This window comes from Halomonas sp. SL18_1 (assembly GCF_055755715.1).
Map to the genome: position 1 here is coordinate 750,082 of NZ_JBVTRK010000001.1, position 24,456 is coordinate 774,537.

The 24,456-nt window shown below is 67.7% G+C and carries 15 protein-coding genes and 7 pseudogenes; 7 read left to right on the forward strand and 15 right to left on the reverse strand.

The window, feature by feature from the left end:
* Nucleotides 1-64 precede the first annotated feature (64 nt).
* Nucleotides 65-2,059 (reverse strand): transketolase, encoded by a 1,995-nt coding sequence (gene tkt / locus ACSJDS_RS03845; RefSeq protein ID WP_473032178.1) that lies wholly within the window; start codon nt 2,057-2,059, stop codon nt 65-67.
* A 336-nt stretch (nt 2,060-2,395) separates the two neighbouring features.
* Here tkt and metK point away from each other — a divergent pair.
* Nucleotides 2,396-3,615: pseudogene (metK, locus tag ACSJDS_RS03850) on the forward strand (methionine adenosyltransferase).
* A gap of 150 nt (nt 3,616-3,765) precedes the next feature.
* Nucleotides 3,766-5,175, forward strand: a complete 1,410-nt coding sequence (gene ahcY / locus ACSJDS_RS03855; protein WP_473032179.1) for an adenosylhomocysteinase — start codon at nt 3,766-3,768, stop codon at nt 5,173-5,175.
* A gap of 57 nt (nt 5,176-5,232) precedes the next feature.
* On the opposite strand, the gene ACSJDS_RS03860 is transcribed toward ahcY, so the two are convergent.
* From ACSJDS_RS03860 to ACSJDS_RS03870, 3 genes are all read right to left on the reverse strand, one after another.
* Nucleotides 5,233-5,697: a hypothetical protein gene (locus tag ACSJDS_RS03860; protein WP_473032180.1), complete on the reverse strand. Its 465-nt coding sequence runs from the start codon at nt 5,695-5,697 to the stop codon at nt 5,233-5,235.
* Nucleotides 5,698-5,706: 9 nt separating this feature from the next.
* Nucleotides 5,707-6,057 carry a DUF6152 family protein gene (locus ACSJDS_RS03865; protein WP_473032181.1) on the reverse strand — a complete coding sequence of 117 codons (351 nt, stop codon included), beginning with the start codon at nt 6,055-6,057 and terminating at the stop codon, nt 5,707-5,709.
* A 69-nt stretch (nt 6,058-6,126) separates the two neighbouring features.
* Nucleotides 6,127-7,056: an AEC family transporter gene (locus ACSJDS_RS03870; RefSeq protein ID WP_473032182.1), complete on the reverse strand. Its 930-nt coding sequence runs from the start codon at nt 7,054-7,056 to the stop codon at nt 6,127-6,129.
* Nucleotides 7,057-7,224: 168 nt separating this feature from the next.
* Here ACSJDS_RS03870 and metF point away from each other — a divergent pair.
* A pseudogene (gene metF / locus ACSJDS_RS03875) lies at nt 7,225-8,075 on the forward strand (methylenetetrahydrofolate reductase [NAD(P)H]).
* A gap of 145 nt (nt 8,076-8,220) precedes the next feature.
* Here the strand turns inward: metF and ACSJDS_RS03880 are convergent.
* From ACSJDS_RS03880 to prlC, 7 genes and pseudogenes are all read right to left on the reverse strand, one after another.
* Nucleotides 8,221-9,408 (reverse strand): TAXI family TRAP transporter solute-binding subunit, encoded by a 1,188-nt coding sequence (locus tag ACSJDS_RS03880; protein ID WP_473032183.1) that lies wholly within the window; start codon nt 9,406-9,408, stop codon nt 8,221-8,223.
* A 95-nt stretch (nt 9,409-9,503) separates the two neighbouring features.
* Nucleotides 9,504-10,777, reverse strand: a pseudogene (locus ACSJDS_RS03885) (TRAP transporter permease).
* A complete protein-coding gene (locus ACSJDS_RS03890; protein WP_473032184.1) occupies nt 10,723-11,664 on the reverse strand; it encodes a hypothetical protein in 942 nt (313 codons plus the stop codon). The pseudogene ACSJDS_RS03885 and the gene ACSJDS_RS03890 overlap by 55 nt, the downstream one beginning before the upstream one ends.
* Before the next feature lie 90 nt (nt 11,665-11,754).
* Nucleotides 11,755-12,738 (reverse strand): TAXI family TRAP transporter solute-binding subunit, encoded by a 984-nt coding sequence (locus tag ACSJDS_RS03895; protein ID WP_473032185.1) that lies wholly within the window; start codon nt 12,736-12,738, stop codon nt 11,755-11,757.
* A gap of 63 nt (nt 12,739-12,801) precedes the next feature.
* A complete protein-coding gene (locus tag ACSJDS_RS03900; RefSeq protein ID WP_473032186.1) occupies nt 12,802-13,605 on the reverse strand; it encodes a Na/Pi symporter in 804 nt (267 codons plus the stop codon).
* 2 nt (nt 13,606-13,607) lie between these two features.
* The gene (locus tag ACSJDS_RS03905) at nt 13,608-13,853 is read right to left on the reverse strand and encodes a YheV family putative zinc ribbon protein (protein ID WP_473032187.1); all 246 of its coding nucleotides are present in this window, start codon (nt 13,851-13,853) and stop codon (nt 13,608-13,610) included.
* Between the two features lie 78 nt (nt 13,854-13,931).
* Nucleotides 13,932-15,980, reverse strand: coding sequence for an oligopeptidase A (gene prlC, locus ACSJDS_RS03910; RefSeq protein ID WP_473032188.1), 2,049 nt, complete (start codon nt 15,978-15,980; stop codon nt 13,932-13,934).
* A 144-nt stretch (nt 15,981-16,124) separates the two neighbouring features.
* Here prlC and ACSJDS_RS03915 point away from each other — a divergent pair.
* The 3 genes and pseudogenes from ACSJDS_RS03915 (at nt 16,125) to ACSJDS_RS03925 (ending at nt 18,802) form a co-directional block, all read left to right on the forward strand.
* Nucleotides 16,125-17,463 (forward strand): annotated as a pseudogene (locus ACSJDS_RS03915) (sodium-dependent transporter).
* Nucleotides 17,464-17,519: 56 nt separating this feature from the next.
* Entirely contained in the window at nt 17,520-18,059 is a 540-nt protein-coding gene (locus ACSJDS_RS03920) for a gamma carbonic anhydrase family protein (RefSeq protein ID WP_473032189.1), read from the forward strand.
* A gap of 71 nt (nt 18,060-18,130) precedes the next feature.
* A complete protein-coding gene (locus tag ACSJDS_RS03925) occupies nt 18,131-18,802 on the forward strand; it encodes a metal-dependent hydrolase (protein ID WP_473032190.1) in 672 nt (223 codons plus the stop codon).
* Here the strand turns inward: ACSJDS_RS03925 and ACSJDS_RS03930 are convergent.
* The 4 genes and pseudogenes from ACSJDS_RS03930 to ACSJDS_RS03945 form a co-directional block, all read right to left on the reverse strand.
* Entirely contained in the window at nt 18,778-20,160 is a 1,383-nt protein-coding gene (locus tag ACSJDS_RS03930; protein ID WP_473034970.1) for a sigma-54-dependent transcriptional regulator, read from the reverse strand. The two genes, ACSJDS_RS03925 and ACSJDS_RS03930, sit on opposite strands and share 25 nt — an antisense overlap.
* A 108-nt stretch (nt 20,161-20,268) precedes the next feature.
* Nucleotides 20,269-21,216: pseudogene (locus ACSJDS_RS03935) on the reverse strand (sensor histidine kinase); the annotation flags it as partial.
* Nucleotides 21,217-21,224: 8 nt separating this feature from the next.
* Nucleotides 21,225-22,076 carry a hypothetical protein gene (locus ACSJDS_RS03940; protein ID WP_473032191.1) on the reverse strand — a complete coding sequence of 284 codons (852 nt, stop codon included), beginning with the start codon at nt 22,074-22,076 and terminating at the stop codon, nt 21,225-21,227.
* Between the two features lie 12 nt (nt 22,077-22,088).
* Nucleotides 22,089-22,861: pseudogene (locus tag ACSJDS_RS03945) on the reverse strand (GntR family transcriptional regulator).
* Nucleotides 22,862-23,222: 361 nt separating this feature from the next.
* Between ACSJDS_RS03945 and lldD the strand changes: the two are divergent.
* Nucleotides 23,223-24,376 (forward strand): annotated as a pseudogene (gene lldD / locus ACSJDS_RS03950) (FMN-dependent L-lactate dehydrogenase LldD).
* The last annotated feature ends 80 nt before the right edge of the window (nt 24,377-24,456 follow it).

Sequence of the window (24,456 nt, forward strand, 5' to 3'; positions counted from 1 at the left end):
GAAGGTCCGAAAAAGGCACGGCCGAATGGCCGTGCCCTTTTGCCGACTGCGCTGGCGGTAGCGATCAGGCGTCGAGCAGCGCCTGGGCCCGGGCCACCACGTTGTCGACGGTGAAGCCGAAGTGCTTGAACAGATCTCCCGCCGGGGCGGACTCGCCGTAGCTGCGCATGCCGATCACGTCGCCGTCCAGGCCCACGTACTTGGTCCAGTAGTCGGCGTGGCCGGCCTCGATGGCCAGGCGCTTGGTCACGGCACGGGGCAACACCTGCTCACGGTACTCGGCCTCCTGGCCGTCGAAACGGTAGGTCGAGGGCATGGAGACCACCCGCACCGCGCGGCCCTGGCCTTCCAGCTCGGCGGCGGCGTCCATGGCCAGCCCCACTTCGGAGCCGGTGGCGATCAGGATCAGCTCGGGGGTGCCCTCGCACTCCTTCAGCACGTAGCCGCCGCGCTGGATATTGGCCAGCTGCGGCTTGCTGCGCGCCTGGTGCGGCAGTCCCTGGCGCGACAGCACCAGGGCGGTGGGACCGGAGTTGCGCTTGATCGCGGCGTCCCAGGCGGCGGCGGTCTCCACGGCGTCGCAGGGCCGCCAGGTGCAGAGGTTCGGCGTGGTGCGCAGGTTGGTCAGCTGCTCAATGGGCTGGTGGGTGGGGCCATCCTCGCCCAGGCCGATGGAGTCGTGGGTGAAGACGTAGATGGCCCGCTTGCCCATCAGCGCCGCCATGCGCACCGAGTTGCGCATGTATTCCATGAAGATCAGGAAGGTGGCGCCGTACGGAATGAACCCGCCGTGTAGCACGATGCCGTTCATGATGGCGCCCATGCCGAATTCCCGCACCCCGTAATGCAGGTAGTTGCCGTCTGGCGTCTCCGGGGTGATGGCGCGGGCCCCCTGCCAGAAGGTCAGGTTGGAGGGCGCCAGGTCGGCGCTGCCGCCCAGCAGCTCAGGCAGCTGCGGCCCCAGCTCGTTGAGGCAGTTGAGTGAGGCCTTGCGGCTGGCGATGCTCTCGCCGGCCTGCTGGGCCTGCTCGATCATGGCCTCGCTGGTGATCTCCGCCGGCAGCTTGCACTGGGCGCGGCGCTGGAACTCCCGGGCCAGCTCCGGGTGGGCTTCACGGTAGCGCTCGAAGCGGTGCTGCCAGTCGCCCTGCACGGACTGCCCCTTCTCGCGGGCATCCCAGCTCTGGTAAATGGGCTCGGGCACGTGGAAGGGGGCATGGGGCCAGTCGAGCTGCTTGCGGGCCGCGGCGACCTCCTCCTCGCCCAGCGGGGCGCCGTGGCACTCCTCCTTGCCCTGCTTGTTGGGAGCGCCGAAGCCGATCACCGTCTGGCAGATGATCAGGCTGGGCTTGTCGTCCTGGCTTCTGGCCAGCTCGATGGCGGCCTTGATCTCCTCCGGATTGTGTCCGTCCACCTTGGGTACCACGTGCCAGCCGTAGGCCTCGAAGCGCTTGGCGGTGTCGTCGGTGAACCAGCCCTCCACCTCGCCGTCGATGGAGATGCCGTTGTCGTCGTAGAAGGCGATCAGCTTGCCGAGCTGCTGGGTGCCGGCCAGGGAGCAGGCCTCGTGGGAGACCCCCTCCATCAGACAGCCGTCGCCGACGAAGCAGTAGGTGTAGTGGTCGACGATGGTGTGGCCGGGGCGGTTGAACTGCGCCGCCAGGGTCTTCTCGGCGATGGCCATGCCCACGGCGTTGGCCAGGCCCTGGCCCAGCGGGCCGGTGGTGGTCTCGATGCCCGGAGCGTAACCGAATTCGGGATGCCCGGCGGTCTTGGAATGGAGCTGGCGGAAGCTCTGCAGCTGTTCCAGGTCGAGGTCGTAGCCGGTCAGGTGCAGCAGGGAGTAGAGCAGCATCGAGCCGTGGCCGTTGGAGAGCACGAAGCGGTCGCGGTCGGGCCACTTGGGATCGTTGGGGTTGTGCTTGAGGTAGTCGTTCCACAGCACTTCGGCGATGTCGGCCATGCCCATGGGGGCGCCGGGATGGCCGGACTTGGCCTTCTGGACGGCGTCCATCGATAGGGCGCGAATGGCGTTGGCCAGTTCGAAACGGGACGGCATTGGGTCAGCTCCTCGCCTGCGGCAGAATGGGGCAAGTCCACGGCGGCGCCTGTCTGCCGTATGCAGAGGGGCCGGCCGGGTGTGCGTTCTGGCTGGGGGCGCCGCAGGGGTGGGGCGGCGCGGTCGAATTCGGACGCCTATTGTCGCCGACTTGCCGTCGGTCATCAAATGGCGGGTGCCAGAGCGGGTGGCAGCGTGTAAACTCTGCACCGCGAAACCGGTGGATACCGTTTCCGGCCCGCACGGGCCCTTCTCCGCATCGGGCAGGGTCGTCAAGCCCCGCCTGGACAGCGCCGCGCTACTTTTGCCGACGTTCCACAAAGGGTCGAGGACGCCATGAGCGAATACTCCCTGTTTACTTCCGAGTCCGTTTCCGAGGGCCACCCGGACAAGATCGCCGACCAGATCTCCGATGCCGTGCTGGACGCCATCATCGCCCGTGACAAGCAGGCTCGGGTGGCCTGCGAGACGCTGGTCAAGACCGGCGTGGCGATCGTCGCCGGCGAGATCAGCACCTCGGCCTGGGTCGACCTCGAGACGCTGGTGCGCGAGGTGATCACCGGGATCGGCTATACCTCCTCCGATGTGGGCTTCGACGGCGAGACCTGCGGCGTGCTCAACCTGATCGGCAAGCAGAGCCTGGACATCGCCCAGGGGGTCGATCGCACCAAGCCCGAGGATCAGGGCGCCGGCGACCAGGGGCTGATGTTCGGCTATGCCACCAACGAGACCGAGTCGTTCATGCCGGCGCCGATCCACTACGCCCACCGCCTGGTGGAGCGCCAGGCGGAGCTACGCAAGCACGGCCTGCTGCCCTGGCTGCGCCCGGACGCCAAGAGCCAGGTCACCTTCCGCTATGACGCGGCAGGGATGCCCTGCGGCGTCGAGGCGGTGGTGCTCTCCACCCAGCATGACCCGGAGATCGACCAGGACGAGCTGCGCGAGATGGTGCGACGCGAGATCATCGAGGAGGTGATTCCCCCGAGTGGCTGGGGGAGAGCACCAAGTTTCATATCAACCCCACCGGCAAGTTCGTGATCGGCGGGCCGGTGGGCGACTGCGGCCTCACCGGACGCAAGATCATCGTCGACACCTACGGCGGCATGGCCCGCCACGGCGGCGGTGCCTTCTCCGGCAAGGACCCCTCCAAGGTCGATCGCAGCGCCGCCTACGCCGGCCGCTACGTGGCCAAGAACCTGGTCGCCGCGGGACTGGCCGACAAGTGCGAGATCCAGGTCTCCTACGCCATTGGCGTGGCCGAGCCCACCTCGGTCTCGATCAATACCTTCGGCACCGGCAAGATCGACGACGCCCGCATCATTGAGCTGGTGCGCGAGCACTTCGACCTGCGCCCCTACGCCATCACCCGCATGCTCGATCTGCTCCACCCCATGTACCAGCTCACCGCGGCCTACGGCCACTTCGGTCGCGCGCCCTTCGAGACCAGCTACACCTGGAGGGACGACAAGGGCGAGCAGCGCAGCGAGACCTTCACCGCCTTCCCCTGGGAAAAGACCGACCGCGCGAAGGCCCTGCGCCAGGCCGCCGGCCTCTGAGTCGCGCCCCGCGGAGAGCACGACGCCCGGCCAAGTGCCGGGCGTCGTCGTTGGGCACCGGTGCGTTGACCCGCGTTGGTGCTGGCTTGGCAGGGGGGGGCGGCTCGGCCTATAGTGAAAGTCACCGAATTTCCCATCTGGAGGTGACGCATGAACCAGCCCGCCGTTTCGACCCCTGAGGTGCAGGACTATCGGGTCGCCGATATCAGCCTGGCCGACTGGGGACGTCGCGAGATCCGTATCGCCGAGACCGAGATGCCGGCGCTGATGGCGATCCGCGACAAGTACCGCGACGAGCAGCCCCTGGCCGGGGCGCGCATCGCCGGCTGTATCCACATGACCATCCAGACGGCGGTGCTAATCGAGACCCTCACCGACTTGGGGGCCACGGTGCGCTGGTCCTCTTGCAATATCTTCTCCACCCAGGACCATGCCGCCGCCGCCATCGCCGCGGCGGGCATCCCGGTATTCGCCTGGAAGGGCGAGACCGAGGAGGAGTTCTGGTGGTGCATCGAGCAGACCGTCGAGGGCCCGGACGGCTGGGTCCCCAACCTGGTGCTGGACGACGGCGGTGACCTCACCGCGCTACTGCACGACAAGCGCCCCGAGCTGCTCGATGCGGTGCACGGCATCTCCGAGGAGACCACCACCGGGGTGCATCGCCTGCAGGAGATGCTGCGCGACGGCACGCTGCGGGTGCCGGCCATCAACGTCAACGATGCCGTCACCAAGTCCAAGAACGACAACAAGTATGGCTGCCGCCACTCGCTGAACGACGCCATCAAGCGCGCCACCGACCATCTGCTGGCCGGCAAGCAGGCGCTGGTGGTGGGCTACGGTGACGTGGGCAAGGGCTCCGCCGCCTCGCTGCGCCAGGAGGGCATGATCGTCAAGGTCAGCGAGATCGACCCGCTGTGCGCCATGCAGGCCTGCATGGACGGCTTCGAGGTGGTCTCGCCCTACCGTGACGGCGACAACCGGGGCGCCGAGAGCACTGACCGGGCACTGCTCGAGCGCATCGACCTGGTGGTGACGGCCACCGGCAACATCGATGCCTGTGACGCGGCCATGCTCGAGGCGCTCAAGCCCGGCGCGGTGGTATGCAACATCGGCCATTTCGACAGCGAGATCGACACCGCCCACATGCGCCGCCATTGGCACTGGGAGGAGGTCAAGCCCCAGGTTCATAAGGTCTATCGTGACAGCACGCCTGGCGACTTCGATCCCGGCAGCCGCGACTACCTGATCCTGCTCTCCGAGGGCCGGCTGGTGAACCTGGGTAACGCCACCGGTCATCCGTCCCGGGTGATGGACGGCTCCTTTGCCAACCAGGTGCTGGCGCAGATGCATCTCTATGAGCGCCGCTTCGCCGATCGGCCGGAGGCCGAGAAGCGTGACGCCTTGGCGGTCAGCGTGCTGCCTCGCCATCTCGACGAGGAAGTGGCCCGCTACATGGTGGCCGGCTTCGGCGGGGTGATCACCCGCATGACCCGCGCCCAGGCCGACTATACCGGGGTGCCGGCGGAGGGCCCCTACAAGCCGGATGCCTATCGCTATTAAGGCGTATCGCGAGGTAACGGAAAACGAAGCGCCGCCTGCGGGCGGCGCTTCCATTTGTCAGCCGTCGACGAAGGCAAGCATGCGGCCCGCCAGCAGCACGGCCGGCCACAGCAGCAGCGACAGTATGCCGGCCGCGCGCAGCCGTCGGGGCGTGGCATGTGCCAGCCCCGGCCCCAGATTGAGCAGCAGGGCATTGGCGATGGCCAGTGCGATCAGCGCCAGCTTGAGCACGAACAGCGGCATGGCGGTATAGCCGCTGGGGTCGGCGAGAAACAGCAGCGCCCCGGTGACCATTGCCAGCAGCAGCCCCGCGATCGCCACCGGCTGCAGCAGCCGGCCCAGCTCATGCAGCGGCAAGCGCTTGCGCCAACCCAGCAGGCGCAGGTCGAGGGTGACGATGGCGCCGACCAGCAGGGCGATGCCCAGCACGTGCAGGGCATTGATCGCCGCATAGCCCCAGCGTGAGAGCCGCACCCATTCGGCCAGGGCCGTATCGGCGAGCGATGTCAGCAGGGCTTCCACGCTGCCAAGTCAGATTCGCCCGGGATAGAGCACGTAGTGCTCCTCGCCGATCCACAGCTGCTCGGCCTTGAGTACATGTTCACGGGCATGCTCGCCCGAGACGCGCAGCTCCACGCCTTCGGCGAGGTCGCCCTCTGCCAATCCGGCGCGTTCGTTGCGCCAGGGCTGGCCGACCTCGACCGTCCAGGTTTCGCCATCCACGTTGAGTTGCACTTCGCCGTGGGGATTGCCCAGCCGCACATGGGTGATGGTGCCTTCGATCTCGATGGTCTCGCCGCCGACCCAGCCGTGGTGGGCCTGGGCGGGGGCGAGGAAAAGCAGCATGATGATGGCGAGCGCCCAAAATCCATAACGATGCATGATCGCCTCCTTCCGAAGGTGTCTTGCTTCAGGCTAGCTCTACCGGGCCGAGCTTCAAGGCCAAACGTTCTACAGCCCTGCCAGGCGCCCCATCAGCGTCAGATAGAGCGGGATCAGCAGCGGGGCGGCCAGGGTCGTGGCCAGCACCGCCAGGGCACCCTTGGCGGGGCGTATCGCCAGCTCCATGGCCACCACCACCACGTTGGCGGCCATGGGCACCACGCCGATCAGCAGCAGCGCAAGGGCCAGCTCGCTGGGCAAAGGGACGATCGCCTGCAGGCCCAGCACCGTGCCCACGGCCAGCAGCGGCCAGAGGCCGAAGCGCAGCGCCACGCAGGCGGTGATGAAGCGCGCGTCGAACTCATGCAGTGCGACCCGTCCCAGCGTCATGCCGATGATCATCATGCCCAGCAGGGTATAGGTAGCCGGGAACACCGCCAGGCCATCCATCAGCGCCTCGGGCACCGAGAGCCCCAGGCCGCTGACCAGCAGCGCGGCCAGAAAGGCATACACCAGCGGCAGGCGGACGATCTTGACCAGGCTCTGGCGCACCGAGAACTGGCCGCGGGCGCTGAGGTAGAAGCCTATGGTGAACTCGTAGAGGGTGACCCCCAGGATACAGAACAGGTAGAGGGTGACGCCCTCCGGGGGGAGCAGGATCATGGCGACCGGCAGGCCGAAGTAGCCGGTATTGCCGGTGCCCGCCGAAAAGGCCAGCAGGGCGCTCTCCTGGGGCGCGAAGAAGGGGCGCGCCAGGCGGCTGACGACCAGGGCGACCAGGCTGCATGCGACGAACAGCGCCGCGGTGAGCAGCAGATACTCCGGGGTGGGACCGCCCAGCAGCAGGCCACGAAAGAAGGTCAGCGGGGCGATGATGTAAATCAGCAGAGTGGCGATGGGGCGCGGGTCGACGGCCAGCCGCCGGGCCGCCAGCCAGCCCAGGCCGACGAAGCCCAGCAGGGTCCATAGCGGCCCCATCAGGGTGCCGGGGTCGATCATGTGCACTCCCTCGCCAATCGGAAAGCCGTCATCATGCCTGGACGGGGCCGGGATGTCAGCGCCACCAATATGAATGACATCGATAGTGGGCCACGAATCTTTCATTGGCCGGGCCCGCGGGCAGTGGGCAGATAGGGCCAACAGGCACGGTCTTCATGAGGTGAATCGATGAGTACGCAGGAACATCCGCTGGGCATCAGCTTCGAGTTCTTCCCCCCAACACCGAGGCGGGGCGTGACAAGCTGATGGGGGTGCGCGACGCCCTGGCCAGCCGGAATCCGCGCTTCTTCTCGGTGACCTACGGCGCCGGCGGCTCGACCCAGAGCCGCACCCTGAACACCGTACGCCAGGTGCGCGAGAGCGGCATCAGCACCGCGCCCCACCTGTCGTGCATCGGCAGCGAGAAGGCGCAGCTGCGCGACCTGCTGGCCCAATATCGCGAAGAGGGCATCGACAGCCTGGTGGCCCTGCGCGGCGATCTGCCCTCCGGCATGGGCGGCGTCGGCGAGCTGCGCTACGCCAACGAGCTGGTGGAGTTCATTCGCGAGGAGACCGGCGATCACTTCGAAATCGCCGTGGCCGCCTACCCGGAGTCGCATCCCCAGGCGCCCAGCTTCGAGCGGGATCTCGAGAACTTCGCCCGCAAGATGAAGGCCGGCGCCAACATCGCGATTACCCAGTACTTCTTTACCGCCGATGCCTATTTTCATTTCGTCGAGCGGGCGCGCCGGCTGGGCGTCGAGGCACCCATCGTGCCCGGCATCATGCCGATCACCAACTACACCAAGCTGGCCCGCTTCTCGGATGCCTGCGGCGCCGAGATTCCGCGCTGGATCCGCAAGCAGCTCGAGGCCTACGGAGACGACAGTGCGTCCATCGCCGCCTTCGGCGAGGAGGTCATTTCCCGGCTCGGCCAGCGCCTGCTCGACGGCGGCGCGCCGGGGCTGCACTTCTACACCCTGAACCAGGCCGAGCCGAGTCTAAAGGTGCTCGACAATATCACCGGCCGCCGCCCCTGAAAACGGTTCATCGCAGACTGGCGTGAACAGGCCTTGTGGGAGGGAGCTTTAGCTCGCGAAGCAGTGCGCAGCACTGCCAAAGGGGCGCCTGCGGCGCCTTCGCCCGGCAGAGCCGGCCTCCCACAATGCAGCCAGAAGCACGGATTCACGCCAAAGTGTGAAGAGCCCTGAAAACGCCCTCGCCCCGCCAATGGCGGGGCGAGGGCGTTGATGCGCTGCCAAGACGGCGGGCGTCAGTCGGCGCTGTCGGCCGCTTCGCTATCGGCGGCTTCGCTGTCGTCGATCGCCTCCTCATCTTCGTTGACCGCATCATCGTCGTCTTCGTCGTTCTCCTCGTCCGGGCGCAGCTCGGGGGCAGCATGGCGGTCGGTACCTCGAACCCATGCTCCTCGTAGTAGCGCACGGCGCCGGGGTGAAACCAGAGCACGTCGTTCTTGTCCAGGTGCTCCGCGCGGGTCTCCGCCGCGGCGGGATGAATGGCCTCCATGGCGTCGGGGTCGTCGAGCACCAGCGCCATCAGCTCATAGACGAAGCTCTCGGGCAGGTCCTTGTGGCCGATGGCGAAGTTCCAGAAGGAGACCGAGGCGTGCGGAGCGTCCATGCTGGCATAGGTATCAGCCGGGATCTCGAAGGGTTCAACGGGGAAGGCCTCGAGCAGGCTGGCCTGCTCAGCCTCGGTGAGGCCGAACATGTGCACGGCATGGTTGCGCTCGAGGCGTTGGAAGGCGCGGATCGGCAGCCCGGCGCAGAAGGCGAAGGCGTCGCTGAGCCGTGACGGCAGGTAGTCCGCCAGGTGGTTGGCCCCGGCGTACTGCAGGTTCACGTCCTCGATACCCAGCGCCTCCAGGAACTGCGGCCAGTAGGCGGCGCAGGTGCCGCCCATGGGGCCCACGCCGACCCGCCGGCCGCTGAGGTCCTCGAGGCTTTCGATCCCCGAGTCGGCCATGGTGACCACGTGGAAGGGGGTCTGGTACATGGGAAAGAGGGCGCGGACGTTGCGCATCTGTTCGCCGGGGGCGACGACCCCTTCGCCGTCCCATAGCTCCCGGGCCGGCCCCAGGGTCACCAGGCCCAGTTCGGCCTCGCCGGTGTGTACCAGGGTCATGTTGTGGAAGGGCCCCCCGCTGGCCTGGGAGAGCGCAAGCACGCCGAGCTCGTCGCTGATACGGGTCACCAGGCCGTCGCCGTAGACCTGGTAGGTGCCGCCTAGCGAGGCGGTGCCCAGGTGGACGCGCTCGGGCCAGTCGCTGCGCTCGTCGGCGAGGGGGCTGCCGGCCAGCAGGGCGCTGGCGGCAAGCAGGAAGGGGAGGGTCGTATACCGTACGCTAAGCATGGCCTGCCTCCTTGGGTCGTTCGTCTTGCTGACAAAACGGCCGGAGCGGCGGATGCCGCCCCGGCCGGGCACTGCGGGCGCCTCGCGCCGAAGGATCAGCTCGAGACGCTGGGCTTGCGTTTCAGTGCGGCGGCCTGCCAGGCGAAGACCAGAGCGCCGACTGCCAAGCCTGCCAGGTCGGTCATCCAGCCGCCGGCAATCATCGACAGCGCGGCGGCGAGCAGTAGGCCCCGCTGCACGAGGTTGGCGACACCGTTGAGGAACCAGCCCTGCACGGCCGAGGCCAGCAGGTAGATGCCGATACCGGCGGTGATGGCCACGCGCAGAATCTGCGACCAGGTGCCGTCCATCAGCAGCGCCGGGCTGTAGAAGAACATGAAGGGCACGATGAAGGCGGCCAGGCCGAACTTGAAGGAGGTCATGGCCGTCTTCAGCGGGTCGGTATTGGAGATCGCCGCGGCCGCGTAGCCGGCCAGCGCCACCGGCGGTGTGATCGCCGAGAGCACCGCGTAGTAGAACACGAAGAAGTGTGCCACCAGCGGCGGAATGCCGATCTGCTGCAGGCCCGGGCAACCACCGAGGCGGCCACCGCATAGGCGGCGGTGGTGGGCATGCCCATGCCCAGCAGGATCGAAATGCACATGGCGAAGAACAGCGCCAGCAGGTGGCTGGCATCGGCGATGCCCAGCAGCATGGAGGCGAAGCGCGCGCCGACCCCGGTCAAGGAGATGACGCCGACGATGATGCCGGCACAGGCGCACACCGCGATCAGCGGAATCGCCATGCGGGCGCCCAGCGAGAGGGCGTTGAGCAGCGCCTTGGGCCCCATCCAGTGCGGGGTGAACCAGGAGACCACGGCGGCGCTGACCATCGCCAGGGTGCCGGCGCGGATCACCGAGTAGCCCATGAACAGGGTGCCGATCAGAATGATGATGGGCAGGAACAGGTAGACCTGCTTGACCAGGCGACGGAACTGCGGAATTTCATCCTTGCGCATGCCCTGCATGCCGTCGCGGCGGGCTTCCAGGTCGACCATCAGGTAGATGGAGAGGAAATAGAGCGCGGCGGGGATCAGCGCGGCAATGGCGATCTCGGTGTAGGGAATACCGGTGATCTCGGCCATGATGAAGGCGCCGGCGCCCATGATGGGCGGCACGATCTGCCCGCCGGTAGAGGCCGCGGCCTCGATGCCACCGGCGCTGCGCGGGCGGTAGCCGACCTTCTTCATCAGCGGGATGGTCAGCGAACCGGTGGCCACCACGTTGCCGGCGGAGGTGCCGTTGATCATGCCCATCAGGCCGGAGGCAAAGACCGCTACCTTAGCCGGGCCACCCCGCGCGCGGCCGGCGGCGGCGAAGGCGAAGTTGATGAAGCAGTCCCCACCTTGGACGCCTGCAGGAAGGCGGCGAAGGTGATGAACAGAATGATATAGGTCGAAGAAACGGCGGTGGTCGGTCCGAGGATGCCGTTGTCGGTGTAGAGATAGGTGAAGAAGCGCTGCGGTGAGTAGCCGCGATGCTCGAGCAGGCCTGGCAGATAGGGGCCGGCAAAGGCATAGACCAGGAAGACGGCGGTGATGATGATCAGGGCCAGGCCGGCCACGCGACGGGTCAGCTCCATGATCAACGCCACGCCCACCGCCGAGATCAGAAACTCGGTCTGGCCGACGAACGGCGTGCCGGCGGCCATGCGCCAGCGGTTGAGCACGAACAGCAGGAAGGCGGCGACGATGATCGAGGCGACGATCAGCACGGCATCGGCCCAGTGGATCGAGCGGCTGGAGCTGCGCCACACCCAGCTGCTGATCAGGGCGATGGCGGAGGCGATGACCAGCGACCAGCTCAAGTGCACCAGCACCCAGTCGGCGGGCGGTGTGCCGCGGGTCTCGCGCACGAACCAGGCGTAGAGAATACAGAAACTGGCGTAGGCGATGGCGCCGACCGAGGGGATCAGCGCAAACCATTCGGCGCGGCCGATACGCACGCTGCCGGGGCTGCGGTCCAGGGTCATCGCCGCGGTGATGGCGAAACCAACGGCCAGGCCGCCGGCCACGTGGATGATACGAAAGGCCCAGGTCTCGATAGGCGCAATATTGAGCGCATAGAGGTGCATGGCCGTGAACAGGACGCAGGCGGCGAAGACCGTCTTGCCGAGCAGGCCCGAGAGTACGCGCTCGTTGTGAGCGATGGGGATGTCAGCGACCCCTGTCGTGCCGATCTTTGCAGCGGGTTCGTTTGGTTGGGTGTCTTGAGTCATGCCGGAGTGCCTAAAGGGTTGCGAAAGCCTGCGTTAGCGCGAGGCGATGACGCCGGCCCGTAGGCCGGCGTCGATGGCGCGCTGGGACGATCAGCCGCGCAGGTCTTCCGGAATGTCGTAGCCGTTCTCTTCGAACCAGCGCACGGCACCCGGATGCCACGGCAGGAAGGTGTTGTGCTCGTAGTTCTCGGGAACCGTCTCGCGGGCGGCGCCGTGGATCTGCACCATGCGATCGTGATTCTCCATCACGGTCTTGGTTACCTCATAGACCAGCGACTCCGGCATGTCCTTATGGGTGATGGCGAAGTTCCAGATGGAGATGGCCGGCAGATCCTCTTCCAGGCTGCTGTAGACGGAGGCCGGGATGGAGGCCGGGGAGAGCTCCGGGTAGTCGCCCAGCACCTGCTCCATTTCCGCTTCGGAGAAGGAGAAGATGTTGACGTTGGCCTGAGCCTCGAGCTGGCTGAAGGCTGAGATCGGAATGCCCGCGGCGAAGGCGAAGGCGTCGATCAGGCCGTCTTGGAGCTGGCCGGCCTGGTCAGAGGCGCCGCCGTTACGGGTGTCGACGTCGAGGCCGAGTTTTTCGAACAGCTGCGGGTAGTACATGTCCGAGGTGCCGCCGGCCGGGCCCACGCCCACGGTCATGCCGTCGAGGTCGGAGACCGAGGTGATGCCGGAGCCTTGTAGGGTGATGATCTGCAGGGTGGTCTGGTACATCGGGAAAACGGCCCGCACATCGGTGTGCTCGACGCCCGGCGCCAGCTCGCTTTCGCCGATCCAGGCCTGGTAGGCCGGGCCCATGGTCACCATGCCGAAGTCGTGCTCGCCCATCTGGACCAGAGTAGCGTTCTGCACCGGGCCGCCGGTGACTTCGGCACCGAAGGGCACGCCGAGGGCGTCGCCAACCATGTTGGCCCAGCCGGAGCCGTAGATGTAGTAGGTGCCCCCCTGGCTGGCGGTACCTACGGTCAGGCTGCGGGGCCAGTCGTCACGGTCGTCGGCCTGGGCGCCGGTCGCGATCAGGGCGGCGCCTAGACAGGTGCTCAGGATCAGCTTGGATGCGGTATGTCGCATGGTGTCACTCCGATTGCCTTGTCGTTATGAAGAGCGTAGCCCTCTCCGCGGGAAAGCGCTCGCTCATGAAAGATGCGTTGGCATACATCCGTCAGTATAGGCAAAGCCCGTGCCTTGGCGAATAAAAAGCCATTGCATCAAAGAGTTGTCGCAATCGAGTTCGACTAAGGTGGAAAGTGCCGGTTTTTCAATGGGCTGGAATTCCGCACGTGGCGAGCGCTCCGGTGTGCGGGTTTCCGCACGCCGGGGCGGCCTCAGTCCGAGCGTGGCGGCTCGCCGAGCGCGGCAATCAGTCGACTGGCCTGATGCAGGTCGTTCATCAGCGTGGAGGCCAGCCAGGGGGCAGTCGCTGCCAGCGGAGCCGCTCTCGGCCAGGCCCGTCAGGGGGCCGCTCAGGCGGTAACGGCCGAGCAGCCCGACGGCGAGCAGCGGCATGGCGTACTGGGCCAGGTCGAAGCGCAGCCCGAAGCCGGCGATCAGCCAGGCCCCGGTGGTGGTGCCCAGGTTGGCGCCAAACAGCAGGGCGATGGCGCCGGTCAGGCTGACCAGTCCGGCGCCGACGAAGGACATGGCCAGCAGCGTGACCAGGGAGCTGGACTGCACCAGGGCGGTGGCCAGCGCACCGACGCCGATGGCGCGGGTGGGGGCGCGGGTGGCGGCGTGCAGCCAGCGGTCCAGGGTGCCGCCGGAGAGGCGCTTGACGGCCTCCTCCAGATGGCTCATGCCCCACAGGAAGAGACCGATGCCTGCCGCCAGGGTGGCCAGGTCCAGCCTGGCCAGCAGCAGCGCCGCCAGGGCGGCCAGGCCCAGCAGCTCCAGTCGTCGCCGGGCGCCCCGCTGCCTCTCGGCCGCTCCCTGGCGGGTCACCCTCAGTGGCTCCCGGGGTCGAGAATCCGCACGGGGGTGACGGTGTTGCGGCGCTGTTCTTCACGTTCGCGGTTGACGCGGGTCTCGAGCTCGGGGATGGCGTCATCCTCGATGGCTTGCTGCTCGAAGAAATCGCAGTTGACGCAGTCGCGGTAGCGGATGCCGTTCTGCTCCCAGGCGCGGATGCGGTCCATTGCGGCGCAGCGGGGACAGATGGCCCCGGCGATAAAGCGTTTTGGCACGGCCATGGTATCTCCCCTAATGTCAGCCGCCGGGCGTCCCCGGCGGCAGGCTTCGGTGGGTGCCGCCAGGGGGCGGCACCGGCTTCAGGCGGCGCGAATACCGCTGTGGCGCAGCAGCGGCTCGACGCTGGGCTCGCGGCCGCGGAAGGCGCGGAACAGCTCCGCGGCATCGCGGGCACCGCCCGGCTCGAGGATCTCGCGACGGAAGCGCCGCCCGGTCTCGGCGTCGAAGATACCGCTTTCCTCGAAGGCGCTCCAAGCGTCGGCGGAGAGCACCTCGGCCCACTTGTAGCTGTAATAGCCTGCCGCATAGCCGCCGGCGAAGATATGGCTGAAGCCGTTCTGGAAGCGGTTGAAGGGGGCGCGGGGCACCACCGAGACGGCGTCGCGCACCGCGTCGAGCAGGGCCTGGACCTGGGCGGCGTCCGGGGCGGTCAGCTCGTGGTGCAGGCGCAGGTCGAACAGCGAGAACTCCAGCTGGCGCACCAGCCCCATGGCCGACTGGAAGTTCCTGGCCGCCTGCAGCCGCTCGAGCAGCTCGGCGGGCAGCGGCTCGCCGCTGTCGACGTGGCCGGCGATCAGGTCGAGCCCTTCGCGCTCCCAGCAGAAGTTCTCCATGAACTGGCTGGGCAGCTCCACCGCGTCCCAGGCCACGCCGTTGATGCCGGACACGTCGGCCACCGTCTGCCGGGTGAGCATGTGGTGCAGGCCGTGGCCGAACTCGTGGAACAGGGTGGTGACCTCGTCGTGGGTCAACAGCGCCGGGCGATCGCCCACCGGACGGGTGAAGTTGCAGGTCAGGTAGGCCACCGGCAGCTGCAGGGTGTCGCCCTCCAGGCGGCGGACACGGCACTCGTCCATCCAGGCGCCGCCGCGCTTGCCCTCACGGGCGTAGAGATCCAGGTAGAAGCCGGCGATGGGCGTCTCCCCCTCCAGGATGCGGAAGAAGCGCACGTCGGGGTGATAGCGCGGCGCCTCGGCATCCTCCACGAAGGTGACGCCGAACAGGCGCTCCACCACCCGGAAGAGGCCGTCCACCACCCGCGGGGCGGGGAAGTAGGGCCGCAGCTGCTCCTGGGAGATGGCGTGGCGCGCCTCGCGCAGCTTCTCGCTGGCGTAGCCCACGTCCCAGGGGGCGAGCTCGTTCAGGCCCAGCGCATCGCGAGCGTAGGTCTCGAGCTCGGCAAACTCCTCGCGGGCCTGGGGCACGGCGCGTCGGGCCAGGTCCTCAAGGAAGTCAAGCACCTGACGCGGTGACTCGGCCATCTTGGTGGCCAGCGACAGGTCGGCATAGGTGGTGAAACCCAGCAGCTCGGCGAGTTCGTGGCGCAGGGCCAGGGTCTCCTCGATGATCGGGGCGTTGTCGTACTCGCCGGCATGGGGGCCCTGGTCGGAAGCGCGGGTGATGAAGGCGGTGTAGACCTCGCGGCGCAGCTCGCGGTCGTCGGCGAAGGTCAGCACCGGATAGAAGCTCGGAAAGTCCAGGGTGATGCGGTAGCCGTCGATGCCCTTGGCCTCGGCGTTGGCCGCCAGGGTGGCCAGGGCGCTGTCGGGCAGTCCGGCCAGTCGTTCGGCCTCGGCGATGTCCTTGTGCCAGGCCTGGGTGGCATCCAGCAGCTGGTTGGAGAAGGTATTGCCAAGAGCGGAGAGGCGCGCCTTGATCTCGCCGTAGCGCTGCTTCTTTTCCGCCGGCAGGTCGACGCCGGCCAGGTGGAAGTCGCGCAGGGTGTTGTCGACGCTGCGCCGCTGGGCCTCGTCGAGGCTGTCCCAGGCGGGGCCCTCCTTGAGTGCGCGCCAGGCACGGAACAGCCCCTCGTGCTGGCCGAGCCAGGTGCTGTACGCGGAGAGCGGCTCCAGACAGGCCTGATACGCCTCGCGCAGGGCCGGCGAGTTCATGGTGCCGTTGAGGTGCGAGACCGGTGACCAGGCCCGGGCGAGGCGGTCGTTGAGGGCCTCCAGGGGAGCCGCCAGGCTCTCCCAGCTGGGCGTCTCCTGCTCGGCCTGGGCGACCAGGCGGTCGATGGCGGCGCGATTGTCGGCTAGCAGCTTCTCGATGGCCGGCGCCACGTGCTCAGGCAGGATCTCCTTGAAGGGCGGCAGGTCGTGGGCGTCGAGCAGGGGGTTGTGGGACATGCGCACCTCTAATGCGGCTGGGGGAACGGTCAATGATGACGTTAGATGCGGCCGAGTGCAGCGGGTTTCAATGCCGTCAAAGGGTTTGGTGCCGCTAATGCCGGCCTGATAGGCTTGCGGGCTTTCCCCTGAGAGGTCGACGGCATGAGTGCAACCCTGGAGCGCTGGAGCACGCGGCGCGCCTTCATCCTGGCGGTGACCGGCGCGGCGGTGGGGCTGGGCAATATCTGGCGCTTTCCCTATATCACCGGCGAGAACGGCGGGGCCGCCTTCCTGGTGCTGTATATCGCCTTCGTGCTGCTGCTGGGCCTGCCGGTGATGATGGCCGAGATCCTGGTCGGCCGCGCCGGTCGGCGCAGCCCCATGCAGTCGCTGGGCCACCTGGCCGCGGCGGCCGGGGCCAGCGGCTACTGGCGGCTGCTGGGGCTGTTCGGCGCCTTTACGGTGTTCTGCATCCTCTCGTTCTATTCGGTGGTCTCCGGGTGGTCGATCGAGTTTCTGATCAGCTCGGTGAACGGTGACTTCGTCGGTCGCAGCGCCGCCGAGATCGGCGCCGGCTTCGAGGCCTTCCTCGCCGATCCGCGGCGCATGACCTTCAACCATACGCTGTTTCTGTTCATGACCATGACGGTGGTGGCCGCCGGGGTGGCCAGGGGCTCGAGCGGCTCAACAACCTGCTGATGCCGCTGCTCTATCTATTGCTGGTGCTGCTGGCCGGCTATGCCGCTACCACCGAGGGGTTCGGCCCGGCGTTGACCTGGCTGTTCCAGCCGGACTTTTCCGCCATCACGCCGATGGTGGTGCTGCACGCCATGGGCCACGCCTTCTTCACCCTGGCGGTGGGGGCCTGTGCGCTGATGGCCTATGGTGCCGATATGCCCGACCGCCAGAGCCTGCCCCAGGCCGCCGGCGCGGTGGCGGTGCTCGACGTGACCGTGGCGCTGCTCGCCGGCATCGCGATCTTCTCGGTGGTGTTCGCCCAGGGCATGGACCCCGGCGAGGGGCCGGGGCTGATGTTCGTCACCCTTCCGGTGGCCTTCGCCGAGCTGCCATGGGGGCGCTGTGGCTCAGCGTCTTCTTCCTGCTGCTGCTGCTGGCGACCTGGACCTCGTCGATCAACCTGGCCGAGCCGATGGTGGCCACCCTGCAGGGGTTGGGGCTCAAGCGCGGCCAGGCGGCGGGCATCATCGGGGTAGCGGTGTGGCTGGTGGGCCTGCTCTCGGTGCTGTCGTTCTCGACGCTGGCCGACTGGCGGCCGGTGGCGGGCATGAACGTCTTCGACCTGGTGACGACGATTCCCACCGAGTTCTTCCTGCCGGTGGGCGGCCTGCTGATCGCGATCTTCGCCGCCTGGGTGATGCGTCGGGAGGACGCCCGCGCCGCTCTAAACGTGGGCGAGGCGGGGTTCCGGCTGTGGCAGGGGGTGGTGCGCTGGGTCTCCATCCCGCTGACCCTGGTGGTGCTGGCGGCCAGCCTGCTTTGAGCGGGTCTGACTGAAACGAAAGCGGCCGGCCGCTGGCCGGCAGAGGGAGGTGAACGATGAGCAGTGATTCCCTGCGCCCCTGGAAGGGGGTGATGCCCGCGCGGGGCGAGCGGGTCTATGTGGATCCGGCCAGCGTGGTGCTGGGCGACGTGGTGCTGGGCGACGACTGCTCGGTATGGCCCATGGCGGTGGTGCGCGGCGACATGCACCGTATCCGCATCGGCGCCCGAGTGAGCGTGCAGGATGGCAGCGTGCTGCACATCACCCATGCCAGCGACTTCAATCCCGACGGCTTCCCGCTGACCATCGGCGACGATGTCACCATCGGCCACAAGGCGATCCTGCATGGCTGCACGCTGGGCAGTCGCATCCTGGTGGGCATGGGCGCCATCGTCATGGATGGCGCCGTGGTGGAGGACGAGGTGATCATTGCCGCCGGGGCGGTGGTGACCCCGGGCAAGCGGCTCGAGGGCGGTCACGTCTATGCCGGCAACCCGGCCAGGGCGCTGCGGCCGATCAAGGAGAGCGAGCGCGCCTTCTTCCCCTACACCGCGGCCAACTACGTCAGGCTCAAGGACGAATATCTCGCGTCCTAACCCATTGTTTTACCATGCCGGCGCGGGCGATAATCTGGTGATTTATCCAGCTATCGAGGGCTCGCCCCGGCATGGCCAACTTTCGCACCCATCTTGGCGTGGCCGCCGCCGGCGGCGCGGTGCTGGCTCATGGTGGCTGGCAGGCCGGCCTGTGGGACCTGTGGCAGGGGGCGGCGGTACTGGGGCTGGTGACCTTCGGCGGCATCCTGCCCGATATCGACGCCGACCGCTCGAAGGCGATCCGCCTGATCTTCAACCTGCTGGCGGTGCCGGCGGTGGTCCTCGGCGCGCTGCTGCTGCAGTCGCGGCTGGCACCGGGGCCGCTGCTGATGGCCTGCGGCGGCCTCTATCTGGTCGTGCGCTATCTGGCCGGGGCGCTGTTCTCCCGTTTCACCGTGCATCGCGGCATCTGGCACTCGCTGCTGGCCGCCGGGCTCTGCGGGCTGGCCGCGGCGGCGCTGAGCTTTCGGCTGCTGGATCAGCCGGAGCGGCTGGCGTGGCTGCACGGGCTCGCCGTGACGGTGGGCTTCGTCATCCATCTCGCCCTCGACGAGTGCTATAGCGTCGATCTGACCGGGGCGCGCATCAAGCGCTCCTTCGGCACCGCGATCAAGCCGTTTGACTGGAAGGTGCCCGGCAACACCCTGGCGATGCTGATGGCGGGGTTGGCGCTGGCCCCCTGGCTGCCCTCCTGGCCGGTGCTGTGGGGGCTGCTGGGTCAGGGCGCAGCCTTGTGGCGATAGTCCTCGGCTTTCAGGCTGTACTTGCGCAGCTTGTCGTAGAGGGTCTTGCGCGGCAGCCCCAGATGCTCGCACACCTCGGTGATGCGTCCATGGTGGCTGGCCAGCGACTGGCTGATCAGGCTCTTCTCGAACAGCTCCACCTGCTGGGGCAGGGCCAGCTCGCTGGTCTCGGTCTCGACCCCCTCGAGCAGGGCGTCGAGGCGGTAGTCGAAGGCCGAGCCCAGCAGCACATAGCGCTCGGCCAGGTTGCGTAGCTCGCGCACGTTGCCCGGCCAGTCGTGGGCCATCAGCGTCGAGGTGTCGCTGGTATCCAGCGGCGGCATCTCCAGGCCGCTGCGGTTGGACGCGACCACCGCGAAGTGCTGGAACAGCAGCGGGATGTCCTCGCGACGCTCGCGCAGGGCGGGGATCGGCAGGGTCACCACGTTGAGGCGGTAGTAGAGGTCCTCGCGAAACTCCCCGGCCTCGGCGGCGGCCTTGAGGTCGACCTTGGTGGCGGCGATCACCCGGATATCCAGCGGCACCGGCTCGTTGGCGCCGAGACGCTCCACGCAGCGCTCCTGCAGCACCCGCAGCAGCTTGACCTGCAGCGCCAGGGGCATCGACTCGATCTCGTCGAGGAAGACGGTGCCGCCGTTGGCGTGCTCGAACTTGCCGATGCGCCGCTCCACGGCGCCGGTGAAGGCGCCCTTCTCGTGGCCGAACAGCTCCGATTCGATGATGCTTTCGGGCACCGCGCCGCAGTTGATGGCCACGAAGGGGTGGCCGCCCCGGGGGCTGCGCTCGTGGATGGCTCGCGCCACCAGATCCTTGCCGGTGCCGGTCTCACCAAACAGCAGCACGTCGGTCTCCACCTGGCCGATACGCTGCACCATGGAAGCCAGGCGCTGGATCGCCGGGGTACGCCCCACCAGGCGCGGGCCGGGGGCCGACTGCTGGGCTTCCAGCTCCGCCTTGAGGCGGCGGTTCTCCAGGCTCAGGCGGCGCTTCTCGATGCCGCGACGCACCATCTCCACCAGCCGCTCGCCGGCGAAGGGCTTCTCCAGGAAATCCCAGGCGCCTTCGCGCATGGCCTCCACGGCGGTGGAGATATCGCCGTGGCCGGTGATCAGTATGACCGGCAGATCGGGGTCGCGAAGCCGTACCTCCCGCAGCAGGGCCATGCCGTCCATGCCGGGCATGCGGATATCGCTGACGATCACCCCCGGGAAGTCCGGCATCAGGGAGGCCAGCGCGCTTTCGGCGCTCTCATGGGGCTCGGGCAGGTAGCCGGCCAGCTCCAGGGTCTGACCGGCGGTGATCCGCAGATGGGGCTCGTCGTCGATGATCAGGACCGGGGCGGTCGCCGGCTCATGCATGGGATGACTGCTCCTGGGAGTGCGTAGGGGGTGGCGATCGGGGCTGCTCTCACGCGGCAGGATAATGGTGAACAGGGCGCCGCCGCCAGGCCGGTTGGCGGCGGCAAGGTGGCCGCCGAGATCATCGATGATGCGCGAGGAGATCGACAGGCCAAGCCCCAGCCCGCTGCCGGGCGACTTGGTGGTGAAGAAGGGTTCGAAGATGCGCGGCAGATGCGGCTCGGCGATGCCGGGGCCGTTGTCGGCCACGCCGATGCGAACCTGCTTGCCGTCGCGCTCGATGCTCAGCGTCAGGCGCGGGTCGGGGGTGTTGGCCATGGCCTGGAGCGCGTTGCCGATCAGGTTGACCAGCACCTGCTCCAGGCGCACCAGGTCGGCCTGGACCCAGATGTCCTCGTCCGCCCAGGCGCGCTCGACCGCCACCCCGGCGCTGCGTAGCCGCCCCTGATAGAGGCGCAGGGCGTAGTCGAAGCAGGCGGGCACCGAGACGGGGGTCAGGGCGCCGCCGCTCTTGCGCGAGAACTGGCGCAGCTGGGCGCTGATCTCGGCCATGCGCGAGGTGAGATCGACGATCTGCTCGAGGTTGCTGTTGGCGGCCTCCAGGCGCGACCGCTCGAGGAAGGCGCGGGCGTTCTCGGCATAGGCGCGGATGGCGGCCAGCGGCTGGTTGAGCTCGTGGTTGATGCCGGCAGCAAGCTGGCCCAGCACCGCCAGCTTGGCGGCCTGGATCAGCTCGTCCTGGGTCTGGCGCAGGCTCTCCTCCGCGCGGCGGCGCTCCTCGATTTCGCCCGAGAGGCGGCGATTGGTCTCGACCAGGTCGCGGGTGCGCCGGGCCACGTTGCGCTCCAGCTCGTCGCGGGCGTGGGCCAGGGTGCGCCGCTCGCGCTCGGCAAACAGCTCCCGTTCGCGGCGTAGCCGCAGGCGCTGCCAGCCAACGCCGCCGGCCAGCACGACCACGCCGTAGAGGCCGCCGGCGAGAGCGGCGGCGAGCCACTGCGCCTGGTAGACGCTGTCGAGCGGCTTGAGGATATGCATGTCCCAGCCATAGGCGTTCATGTGGCGGGTCAGGCCGAGGTAGCGCGCCTCCGAGAGGGGGCCATGAGTGAACTTGACCAGGCGGCTGCCGTCCGGGCGCCGCTCCTCGACCTCGATATGGGAAGGGGGCAGAGGCTCGTCGGCGTAGCGTCGGGTGGCGAGCAGCGTTTCGCGCTCCTCATCCGACAGCGGCTGCAGGGCCGCCATGCGCAGCTCCGGGCGACTGGCCATGAAGATGATGTCGTCGCCGTCGCTGACCAGCAGCTCGGCGTCCTGCTCCGCCCAGCTCTCCTCCACGGCGTCGAGCAGCACCTTGACCACCATGACGCCGTCGGGGCGGGCATCGGGGGAGGTCTCATCGAGCCATACCGGGGCCGAAAGTAGTAGCCGCGTTCGAGCGACTGGGTGCCGAGCCCGAAGAAGCGACCGCGGCCTCCGGCGATGGCATCCTGGTAGTAGCTGCGAAAGGCGTAGTTGTGGCCGATGAAGGTGTTCTCCATATGCCAGTTGCTGGCGGCCAGGGTGGTGCCGTGACGATCGAGTAGGTAGACGTCGGACACGTCGGCTACGGCGCGGAACTGGTCCAGCAGCCGGTTGAGCAGCATGGGATCCTGAGGCCCCCGCCGGGCGAGAAAGCGCTTGACCATCTCGCGGGACGCCAGCAGCTGCGGCAGGTAGTCGTGGCGGGTAAGGTGACCTTCGAGGCCGGCCGCCGAGAGGCGCAGCTCATTCTCGGCTTCGCGAACCAGGCTCTGCAGGGCCTGCTCGCGGGCCACCTGGGCGGCCTGCCAGGCGGTCAAGGCCAGGCCCAGAGACAGCAGCGACAGCAGCAGCCAGCGCAGCGGACGGCGTAGCCGGGGAGGGCGAAGCGGGGGACTCAACGGCAGGCGTCCTCAGCTGCTGTGTTCGGGTAGTGCCTGGGCGCGACGCAGGGCGCGCTGGGCGCGGGTCTCGGCGCGCTCCATCTCCAGCAGCTCCTCCTCGACGAAGACCAGGTGCTCGTGGGCCCTGGCGCGAGCATCCTCGGCCCGGCCCTCTAGGATGGCGTCCAGCAGCGCGCGGTGCTGCTTCATCAGCAGCGGGCGCGACTGGGGCTTCTCGAACAGGTGGGCTAGGTTGTCGACGATGCTCTTCTCCAGCAGGTGGAAGATGCCGCGGATGGTATGCAGCAGCAGCACATTATGGCCAGCCTCGGCGATGGCCAGGTGGAAGGCGGCGTCGGCCTTGGCCTCGAGCTCCGGGTCGCGTCCGGCGAAGCAGGCCTCCAGCTCCTCGAAGCGCTTGATCAGCATCGCCTTGTCGGCGGGGGTCGAACGCAGGGCGGCGTAGTAGGCGGAGATGCCCTCCATGGCGTCGCGAAATTCGAGCAGGTCGAGGTGAAACTCCTGATGCCGGGAGAGCATGTCCAGCAGCGGGTCGCTGTAGCCGCTGTTGAGCTCATGGGTCACGAAGGTGCCGCCGCCCTGGCGACTGGTCAGCAGGCCGCGGGTGGATAGCTTCTGGATGGCTTCGCGTAGCGAAGGGCGCGAAACGCCGAAGCGCTCGGCCAGCTCGCGCTCCGGGGGAGGCGCTGCCCCGGCTTCAGGCTGCCTTCGAGGATCATGGCCTCGAGGCGCTCGGTGATCACATCGGCCAGCTTGGGCTGGCGCAGGGTCTGATAGGTCATGCAGCGGTTCCTGAAGAGCCGTCGGGGATCTTAATTGGTCTTACCAATAATGGCGCGATTTTCAGCGCGATGCAATGCAGCAGGCTCGACAAAACTCATCCGGATATCAGCGAGTTGTCCGGGAGTTCTCGCCATTAATACCAAAGTATAGGGCGCTGTGGCCGGTAAAAGCCCCTCTCCGGTTTGACACTGCGGAGGGCTGCCCCTAAGGTTCTCAGACTTATTTCGGTCAATTGGTTTTACCAATTTCCCGCTATTGCGGTGCGCTTCGTCCGCCTATTCTGCCAATTCCCGCTGAGTGCTTGCCAGGATCTCTGGGGTCATACGGCTCGGGCGGCGCATCAACTGCACAGGGTTCGCCATGATCATTTCAGCATCCACGGACTACCGCCAAGCAGCAAGGCGCCGTATTCCCCCTTTCTCTTTCACTACGCTGACGGGGGCGCCTACGCCGAACATACGCTGCGGCGTAACGTCGAGGACCTGGCCGGTATTGCCTTGCGCCAGCGCGTACTGAAGGACATGTCGACCCTGTCGCTTTCGACCGAGCTGTTCGGTGAGCCGCTCGCCATGCCGGTGGCGCTGGCACCGGTCGGGCTGACCGGCATGTACGCCAGGCGCGGCGAGGTTCAGGCGGCACGCGCCGCTGCCAGCAAGGGGATCCCCTTCACGCTGTCGACGGTATCGGTGTGTCCCATCGATGAGGTGGCCTCTGCGGTCGATCGTCCCATCTGGTTTCAGCTCTATGTGCTCAAGGACAGGGGCTTCATGAAGCATGTCCTGGAGAAAGCCAAGGCGGCCGGCGTCAAGACGCTGGTCTTCACGGTCGACATGCCGGTGCCGGGGGCGCGCTATCGTGATGCGCATTCCGGCATGAGCGGCAAGCACGCGCCGATTCGGCGCATGCTCCAGGCGGCGACGCACCCCTTCTGGGCCTGGGACGTTGGCATTCACGGTCGCCCTCATGACCTGGGTAACGTGTCGGAGTACCGCGGCCAGCCGACCGAGCTCGAAGACTACATCGCCTGGCTAGGGGACAACTTCGACCCTTCCATCTCTTGGAAGGACCTGGAGTGGATTCGCGAACTCTGGGACGGTCCGATGATCATCAAGGGAATACTCGACGCCGATGATGCCCGTGACGCGGTCCGCTTCGGCGCGGATGGCATCGTCGTCTCCAATCACGGCGGTCGCCAGCTCGACGGGGTTCCTTCGACGGCGCGGGCCCTGCCGGCCATCGCCGATGCGGTAAAGGGCGATCTTGCCATTCTTGCCGATTCCGGCGTGCGCAACGGCCTGGATGTCGTGCGGATGATCGCCCTGGGCGCCGACACCGTGCTGCTGGGACGCGCTTTCCTCTATGCGCTTGCCACTGCCGGCGAGTCGGGCGTTGCCCACCTGCTCGACCTCTTCGAAAAGGAGATGCGGGTGGCGATGACGCTCACCGGTGCGCGCAGCATTGCCGATCTCGGACCCAGCTCGCTGGTGGCGGGCGCCAGCCAAGAGATCGGCTGAATGACCGGGCTGGCCTCCCGCCATGCTAGGGGCCGGCTCGACGACCGCCTCGCCGTGAGCCTCTCCCTGCCTGGCGTTGC